Origin of the sequence: Hymenobacter rubidus (genome assembly GCF_016734815.1) — a bacterium.
Lineage (GTDB): Bacteria > Bacteroidota > Bacteroidia > Cytophagales > Hymenobacteraceae > Hymenobacter > Hymenobacter rubidus.
Genome location: NZ_JAERQF010000003.1, coordinates 294387 through 302451, shown reverse-complemented (window position 1 = coordinate 302451; position 8065 = coordinate 294387). Strand labels below are relative to the sequence as shown.

Annotated in this window: 6 protein-coding genes; all 6 read right to left on the bottom strand. The window is 60.3% G+C overall.

Features of this window, described 5'->3' with window-relative positions:
* Positions 1 to 88: 88 nt before the first annotated feature.
* Positions 89 to 1309: a phospho-N-acetylmuramoyl-pentapeptide-transferase gene (mraY, locus tag JKL48_RS04035; RefSeq protein ID WP_201978825.1), complete on the bottom strand. Its 1221-nt coding sequence runs from the start codon at positions 1307 to 1309 to the stop codon at positions 89 to 91.
* Between the two features lie 126 nt (positions 1310 to 1435).
* Entirely contained in the window at positions 1436 to 2908 is a 1473-nt protein-coding gene (locus JKL48_RS04030) for a UDP-N-acetylmuramoyl-L-alanyl-D-glutamate--2,6-diaminopimelate ligase (protein ID WP_201978823.1), read from the bottom strand.
* 84 nt (positions 2909 to 2992) lie between these two features.
* Positions 2993 to 5479, bottom strand: a complete 2487-nt coding sequence (locus JKL48_RS04025; RefSeq protein WP_201978813.1) for a penicillin-binding protein — start codon at positions 5477 to 5479, stop codon at positions 2993 to 2995.
* Positions 5476 to 6402: an FtsL-like putative cell division protein gene (locus tag JKL48_RS04020; protein ID WP_201978804.1), complete on the bottom strand. Its 927-nt coding sequence runs from the start codon at positions 6400 to 6402 to the stop codon at positions 5476 to 5478. The genes JKL48_RS04025 and JKL48_RS04020 overlap by 4 nt, the downstream gene beginning before the upstream one ends.
* Before the next feature lie 91 nt (positions 6403 to 6493).
* Positions 6494 to 7423: a 16S rRNA (cytosine(1402)-N(4))-methyltransferase RsmH gene (rsmH, locus tag JKL48_RS04015; RefSeq protein WP_201978801.1), complete on the bottom strand. Its 930-nt coding sequence runs from the start codon at positions 7421 to 7423 to the stop codon at positions 6494 to 6496.
* A complete protein-coding gene (gene mraZ / locus JKL48_RS04010) occupies positions 7420 to 7890 on the bottom strand; it encodes a division/cell wall cluster transcriptional repressor MraZ (protein ID WP_201978790.1) in 471 nt (156 codons plus the stop codon). Before mraZ ends, rsmH begins: the two co-directional genes overlap by 4 nt.
* Positions 7891 to 8065: the final 175 nt, after the last annotated feature.

Sequence of the window (8065 nt, the reverse complement as noted above, 5' to 3'; positions counted from 1 at the left end):
GCCCGGAGGGGCGAACGCAAGGGCTCCCAAAGGCTATCCACTGCGAACCTCTGCGTTCGCCTCTGCGGACCTCCGCGAGAAATTTTACTTAGCGCAATTTGAGCGTAACCAAGGTAATGACAGCCAGCATGATACCCACAATCCAGAAGCGGGAAACAATTTTCGATTCGTGGTAGCCCAGCTTCTGGTAGTGGTGGTGCAGCGGCGACATGCGCAGCAGGCGGCGGCCTTCGCCGTACTTCTTGCGGGTGTATTTGAAGTAGCTCACCTGCACGATAACCGACAGATTTTCAACCAGAAAAATACCACACAGCACCGGAATCAGCAGTTCCTTCCGTACAATGAGGGCCAGCACGGCAATGATGCCGCCCAACGCCAGCGAGCCCGTGTCGCCCATGAAAACCTGCGCCGGGTAGCTGTTGTACCACAAAAAGCCAATGCAAGCCCCGACAAATGCCGTACAAAAAATAACCAGCTCGCCGGAGTCCGGAATAAACATAACATCCAGGTAATCAGCCAGCAAAGCGTTACCACTCACAAAGGCGAAGATGGCCAGCGTGATGCCAATGATGGCCGACGTACCGGCCGCCAGCCCGTCAAGACCGTCGGTGATGTTGGCGCCGTTGCTTACGGCCGTAATCAGGAAGATGACGATAGGGATGTAAAGCAAGCCGTAGAGGCCGTTGAACAGCGTGCCCGCCGAGGCGAATAAGTCGCCGTAGTTCAGCTCGTTATTCTTCATAAACGGCACCGTGGTTATCATCAAATGCACGTCTTTGAACACTTTGGTAGCCTCGATGGCCGAGAACTGTCCGTTGGGCATCAGGTACTCGCGCACCGTGATTTCGTTGCTGTAAAACAGCACCCAGCCCACTGTCACGCCCAGGCCCACCTGGCCCAGCACCTTGAAGCGGCCGCTCAGACCCTCCTTGTTCTTGCGGAACACCTTAATATAGTCGTCCAGAAAGCCAATCAGGCCCAGCCACACCGTGCTCAATATCATGAGAATGATGTAGATGTTGCGCAGGCGGGCTAGTAAAATTACCGGCACCAGAATGGCCAGAATGATGATGAGGCCGCCCATGGTCGGGGTGCCTTTCTTCTCGTTCTGCCCTTGCAGGCCCAGGTCGCGAATGCTCTCGCCGACCTGTTTTTTTTGCAGCAGCCGGATGAGGCGGTGGCCAAACGTCTGGGCAATAAGCAGGGAGATGACCACCGCCAGCCCGGCCCGGAACGTGGTGTACTGAAACACCCCGGTGCCGGGCAGGTGGAAATGGTCGTGCAGGTAACGAAAGAGGTAATAAAGCATTCTGGAGGGCTTTAAAAAGCCAGAACGTCATGCTGAGCGCAGCCGAAGCATCTCTACCGCTTCGTTGGCTCAATTGGATTACTTGCGCAGTAGAGATGCTTCGGCTGCGCTCAGCATGACGTTCTATTACTTGTTCAATTGTGAAAAAACATCGGTCAGCACCTCCTTATCATCGAAATGCGACTTGACGCCGCGAATTTCCTGATAATTTTCGTGGCCTTTGCCGGCCACCAGCACAATGTCGTGGGGGCCGGCCAATTGCACGGCGGTTTCGATGGCCGTGCGGCGGTCGGGCACGGTTTGCACCTTGGCCGAATCGGGGGCGGTGACGCCGGCCTGCATCTGGGCCAGAATTTCTAACGGGTCCTCGAAGCGCGGGTTATCGGCGGTGAGAATCACGCGGTTGGAGAGGCGGGCGGCCAGGTTGGCCATGACGGGGCGCTTGGCGGCGTCGCGGTTGCCGCCGCAGCCCACCACCGTGATGATGTGCTGGCTGGGCTGCCGGATTTCGTGCAGGGTTTGCAGCACGTTTTCCAGCGCATCGGGCGTGTGGGCGTAGTCGATGATGCCCGTGATGCCTTGCCGGGCCGATACCACCGGCTCGAAGCGACCGGGCGCCGTGGTCAGGCCCGAGAGGATGGTGAGGACTTCGGTGGGCTCCTCCCCTAGCAGCACGGCGGCGCCGTACACAGCCAGCAGGTTGTAGGCGTTGAACACGCCAATGAGGCGAAACAGGATTTCGCGGCCTTCAATTTCAAGGTGCAGGCCGTGGACTTCGTTGGCCACGAGCTTGGCCCGGAAGGTGGCCGCGCCGCGCAGGGAGTAGGTTTCGCGGCGGGCAACGGTGTTTTGCAGCATCACCGGGCCGCGCTTGTCGTCGGCATTGGTGAGGGCGAAGGCCGTTTTGGGCAGGGCATCGAAGAAGGCTTTTTTGGCCTTCAGGTAATTATCGAACGTGCCGTGGTAGTCGAGGTGGTCGTGGGTGAGGTTGGTGAATACGCCGCCCGCGAAGCGCAGCCCCGTGATGCGGTGCTGGGCCACGGCGTGGCTGCTCACTTCCATGCAAGCGTGGGTGCAGCCGGCGGCCACCATGCGGGCCAGCAGCGCATTCAGCCGAATGGCGTCGGGAGTGGTGTGCGTACTCGGGATTACCTCTTCGTCAATCTGATTCTGCACTGTGCTCAGCAGGCCGGAGTGGTAGCCCAGCTCGCGCAGCAATTTGTGCAGCAAGGTGGCGCAAGTGGTTTTGCCGTTGGTGCCCGTCACGCCAATCAGTTTGAGCTGCCGCGACGGGTGGCCATGAAAGGCGGCCGCCATGTGGCCCAGCGCCTCGGCACTGTCCGGCACCAGCACGTAGGCCGTGGCGGGGTTCAGCACTGCCGGCAACTCTTCGCAGATTACCGCCGCCAGACCTTTTTCAACTGCCCCTTCGATGAACTTGTGGCCATCGGTGGCGGTGCCGCGCAGGGCGCAGAAGGCCACGCCGGGGCCCGCCTCGCGCGAGTCGAGCGTAAGGCCGGTGATGGGCACGTCGGTGGGGCCGTGCTGGGCCAGCACGTTCACATCGGTAAGCAAAGAAAAAAGCGGCAGGGAAATCATGTGGGGAGTTATGAGTTAAAAATTATGAGTTAAGCGTTGAGACATTCTGCCGTTTTAGCTTTTAACTCATGATTTTTAACTGATTCAGGCGCGGCGCACCACGGGCTTGGCCGGAGCGGGCTGCTTTCGGGCGGGTTTAGTGGCGTCCGGCTGATGGGTGGCTTCTTTGGGTTTGTTGGTTGCTTTCGCGGAGGCGTTGGGGGCGGTTGCGGCCGGTCTGGGTGACGTGGGCCGGGCCGTGGGCTTGCTGGGTTTGGCGTTGGGCTTCACGCCGGCCGAGCGTTCGGGAGCCGCAGGCAGTACCCGTGCTTTGGTGCCGGCGGCAAAGGGCTTGGCTGCTTTGGCGGCGGTTTCCAGGTCAACCGGCACCAGAAGCTTGTTTTCGGCGAGGTCGGTGTGTTCGGGTTCGGGCAGAGCCGTGGGCGCGGCCAAACGCGGGCCCGATTCGGCCAGGTTAAGGGTAATGACGTCGCCGCGCTTAATGGGCGAGCCCGCGGGCAACGACTGTTCGCGCACGCGCCCCGACCCCAGGGCCCGCACGTGCAGACCCCGGTTTTCGAGCAGAAACAAGGCATCGCGCAGGCTCAGGCCGCGAACCTGCGGCACCCGGCCGGTGCGCACCGGGTTCACCACCAGCGCCACCGTGCGGGCGTGGAAAGCAGTGTCGGAAGCCGCGCGCACCCATTCCTCGCCGCCGGTGGCCTGGGTGTTGCCCGATAGGCCCAGCTTTTGGCATACCAAGGCCAGCTCGTCCTGCATGCCGGCGCGCACCAAGGGCACGTGGCTTTTGTTCAGGCGGGCTTTGGCCAGCAGCGGGCGCTGCGAGAGCAGGTCGCGGGCCATGCACTTGTCGGCCACTTCGCGGAACACCGGCGCGGCCACGTCGGCCCCGTAGATGCGGCCGTTGCGGGGCGAGTCCACCACCACAATGCAGCTGTACTTGGGCTTGTCGGCCGGGAAATACCCCACAAAGCTGGTCGAATACGTCTTGGTGTACTGGCCGTTTTTGAACTTCCAGGCCGTGCCGGTTTTGCCCGCGATGCTGTAGTCCTTGGGCCGGATGCTGCGGGCGGTGCCGGCTAGCACCACCCCTTCCATCATCGACTTTACCTTGGCCAGCGTGGCATCGGAGCAGATTTTGGGGTTTAGCACCTTGGCTTCATTGGTTTGCAGCACCTGGTCGGCCTCCTTGATTTCCTTCACGATGATGGGCTGCACCTTCACGCCGCCGTTGGCCACGGCATTGTAGAAAGCCAGGGTTTGCAGGGGCGCCAGCTTCAGCTCGTAGCCAATGCTCATGGTGGTGAGCGAGGTACGGCTCCAGCTGCGGTCTTTCGGGTCCTTCACGTAAGGCAGCGCCTCGCCGGCCATCTGGAAGCCCAGCGGCTTGTCGAGCCCGAATTTTTTGAGGTAGTCGGTGTATTCGGTCGGGTTGCCGGAAAAGTATTTGTCCACCAGCTTGGCCACGCCAATGTTGCTGGACTTCTCAAACACTTGCTGCACCGTGATGCGGCCGTAGCCGTGCGAGTCCGACTTCACGGCGCCGCCCACGTACATGCGGCCGTTGCCTGTGTCCACCATGTCCTCAAGCGTCACATTGGGCCGGGCCTCAAACAGGGCCATCATCGATGCCAGCTTAAACGTGGAGCCCGGCTCGGTGCGGCCCTGGTCGGCAAAGGCGTAGTTGTAGTCCTCCTTATAGGTATCGTCCGAGGCTTTGCCCAGGTTGGCCACGGCCTTGATTTCGCCGGTGGCCACTTCCATCAGAATCACGCAGCCATACTGGGCGTTGTTGTCGACCAGCGACTTGTAGAGGGCATTTTCGGCCACGTCCTGCAGGTTGATGTCGAGCGTCGTTTTCACGTCGTAGCCCGGCAGGGGCTTGACTTCGGTGCCGTCGTACACCGGCTTCACACCGCCCGGCACCCGCTCAAACAGCGCCTCGCCGGGCTTGCCGGCCAGGCTTTGCTCAAACGTGTATTCCAGGCCCGCCCCGTGGTGGTCCTCGTTCACGAAGCCGATGGTGCGCTGCGCCAAGCCGCCAAAAGGCCGGAACCGCTTGTCCACCTTTTCAAAAATGACACCGCCCCGGTTGCGCTTTTCCCGAAAAATGGGCCAGCTGGCCAGCTGCTTCTTTTCCTGAAAGTTGATTTGCCGCGAGTTCAACCGAATGTAGCGCACCGGGTCGCCGTCGGGGTTGCGCGCGTTGGTCAGCCGGCGCTTGTATTCCTGCACGCTACGGTCGCCAAAGAAGTGCGAAAGGTGCCAGGCCAGCGAGTCAACGCCGGCTCTGAAAACAGCTTTGTCCACCACGCCGGGGTCCCAGGCCACCCGGTAAAAGGGCAGCGAAGTGGCCATAATGCTCTTGCCGTCGCCGGCATAGATGGTACCCCGCGTGGCCGGCACTTCCTGGTAGCTGATGCGCCGCTCCTGCTCCAATGCCCGCCACTTCTCGCCTTCCTTGAACTGAATGCGCGTGGCTTTCCAGAAAATGGCGCACGAAAACACGGCTACCCCCAAAAAGGCCAGCCGCACCCGCGTAACGATGGATTTCTTAACGCTGCCTTTCATCGGGAATGGGCTTTAACCGGTTGTTTAGCTGGCGCTTTTGCTTTGTGCGTACTAGTACTTTTTTGTACCCTTGGCTTGCTGTTGGGCTTAGTAGCAGCTGGCTTGCGTCGAGCCGCCACGGGTTTCGCCGGAGCTTTCTTACTCGACTTAGCTTTCACGTTTTGCGGCGCAATCCGGTGCGCTGGCGCTGCCTGTACTACCGGGGCACTGGCAGAATCGCCGGCCAACGGCTGGGGCGGGGCAATGATTTCGGGCCCGCTGTCCACGTCACTCTCCGTGGCAGTGCGCTTGCGCCCAGCCAGCATATCAGCCTGAATGGCAGCTGCCGAGTCGCGGGCGGCGCGGGCGGCCAGGGTATCGGCGGTTAGCACGGGCATCAGTTCCAGTTCGGCCGCGTCGAGGTGGCCGGCGGGCACTGTGATGCGGAACGGCGGCGACGAGCTTTCCACCAGCCCGATGGCGGCCACTTTGCGGGCCACCTCGCTCTGCTTGCTGGCCTCCATGTAGTCCGATTTCAGGGTGGTATAGTCGGCGCGCAAGTCTTCCGTCTCCTGTTTGAGGCGCTGAATGTTGCGGTTCATGCGGTTACCGTAGTGCGTGTTGCCGATGTAAAGCAGCGTGAGCAGCATCACAAACAAGAGCTTGGGCAGGTAGCGCACCGGCAGGCCATCCTGAAACAAGGTGTCGACGCTCGTCACCCGGTCCAGCAGCGAAAAGATACTCCAGGAGCTACGGGGGCGTGTTTCTGCCTTGGGCTCGCGCCGACGCTTTTCCCGTACCGGTGCCGGTGTGGGTTCAGGCTCGGGCAGTACCTCCTCGGCCACCGGGGGGGCGGCCTGCTCCTCCGGCTCGGGCGCGGCTACCGGACGAGGCACATTGGCCCGGCGCGGGGTATTAGTAGGGCGGAGCGTGTTGGCAGCCATTTATTAATTAAAAATGAGGCGGTTGAAAATTAAAAATTAGCAGTTGACAAGGTCGGTAATAAGCTCATTTTTAATTGTTCATTTTTAATTTTTAATCATTCGTCCTGATTGCAACTCGCAATTTAGCACTTCTGGCGCGGCTGTTCAGTGCAATTTCGGCGGGGTCGGCTTCTTCGGGTCTTCGGTTCACGGCCTCAAACGGCTTGCTTTCATTGCCAAAGAAGTCTTTTTCGACCGAGCCAAAAAACTTTCCCTTGCCAATAAAATTTTTCACCAGCCGGTCTTCCAACGAGTGGTAGCTGAGCACCACCAGCCGGCCGCCGGGCCGCAGCACCTCGGCGGTTTGCAGCAGCATTTCCTGTAGGGCCTGCATTTCCTGGTTCACCTCAATGCGCAGGGCCTGAAAAACCTGGGCCAGGTACTTGTTCTCTTTGCCGCGCGGCGTGCAGGGCAGGATGCCTTGCTTTAGCTCGGCAATGCTTTCGAGGCGCCGGCCGCGCCGAGCCGCGCCAATGGTCTGGGCCAGGGTGCGGGCATTGGTTACCTCCCCATACATCCCGAAGATGCGGTGCAGGTCGGCTTCCTTGTAGTCGTTGAGAATATCGGCGGCGGTGAGGGGGCCGTCGGGGTCCATGCGCATGTCCAGGGGCCCGTCGAAACGGGTGGAGAACCCACGCTCAGGCGTATCAAACTGGTGCGAGCTAACGCCCAAATCGGCCAGTAAGCCATCAACCGGCAAAACACCAAGCTGCTGCAGCTCAGTTGTTAACTCACGGAAATTAGCCTTTACAAATGTAAACTGTGAGCTAACCAACTTTTGTGCTTCGGCCTCGGCATCAGCGTCTTGGTCGAAGCTGTAGAGGTGGCCGGTGGTGAGCTTTTCGAGGATGCGGGCCGAGTGGCCGCCGCCACCAAAAGTGACGTCGACGTAGCGGCCGCCGGGCTGCAGGTCGAGCGCGGCCAGGCACTGAGCCAGCATCACGGGCCGATGGTAGGCGCTATCGTTTTCGTACTCGCTCATGCGGCTGCGCTCGTGGGCGGAGCTTCCGCCGATAAAAACTTCTGCGCCAGCTTGCTAAAGCTCTGCTGGTCTTTGATGAGAAACTCGTCGTAGCGGGTTGGGTCCCAAATTTCGCAGCGGTTGCCCAATCCCACAATAATGGCTTCCTTTTCGATACCGGCATAGCGCAACATGCTACGCGGCAGCATAAACCGGCTGATGCTGTCCAGCTCAACCTCCGTCATGCCCCGAAAGAAATTGCGCTGAAACTGCCGGTACTCTTCGTTGAACTCGTCGAGCGCCATCACCTTTTCGTGGATGACGCGCCACGCGGCCCGCGGGTAGAGCACCAGGCAGGGCTCGAAGCCGCGCACCAGCACCAATTGGTTGCCCGATTGCTCGGGCAGGTTGCCCTTCACCTTGGCCGGCAACACCAGCCGCCCCTTGGGGTCGAGCTTGCATTCGTATTCGCCGGACAGCAGGTTCATGGGCACAAGCCACCGGGTGGGAGAACGGCGACATTGGCAAATGTACGGGAAGCATCGCGAAAACCAACCACGATTTACCATTTCCTACCACAAATCCGAAATGCCCTTTAAAGCGCCTGAATGCGGATTTTTATGGTTGATATTCGCTTTGGACCAAGAGCATGGCTGGAGCGAC

Bases quoted from the DNA above. Each gene is read 5' to 3' on its own strand.
- mraY (WP_201978825.1), bottom strand. From the start codon at position 1,309: ATGCTTTATTACCTCTTTCGTTACCTGCACGACCATTTCCACCTGCCC.
- JKL48_RS04030 (WP_201978823.1), bottom strand. From the start codon at position 2,908: ATGATTTCCCTGCCGCTTTTTTCTTTGCTTACCGATGTGAACGTGCTG.
- JKL48_RS04025 (WP_201978813.1), bottom strand. From the start codon at position 5,479: ATGAAAGGCAGCGTTAAGAAATCCATCGTTACGCGGGTGCGGCTGGCC.
- JKL48_RS04020 (WP_201978804.1), bottom strand. From the start codon at position 6,402: ATGGCTGCCAACACGCTCCGCCCTACTAATACCCCGCGCCGGGCCAAT.
- rsmH (WP_201978801.1), bottom strand. From the start codon at position 7,423: ATGAGCGAGTACGAAAACGATAGCGCCTACCATCGGCCCGTGATGCTG.
- mraZ (WP_201978790.1), bottom strand. From the start codon at position 7,890: ATGAACCTGCTGTCCGGCGAATACGAATGCAAGCTCGACCCCAAGGGG.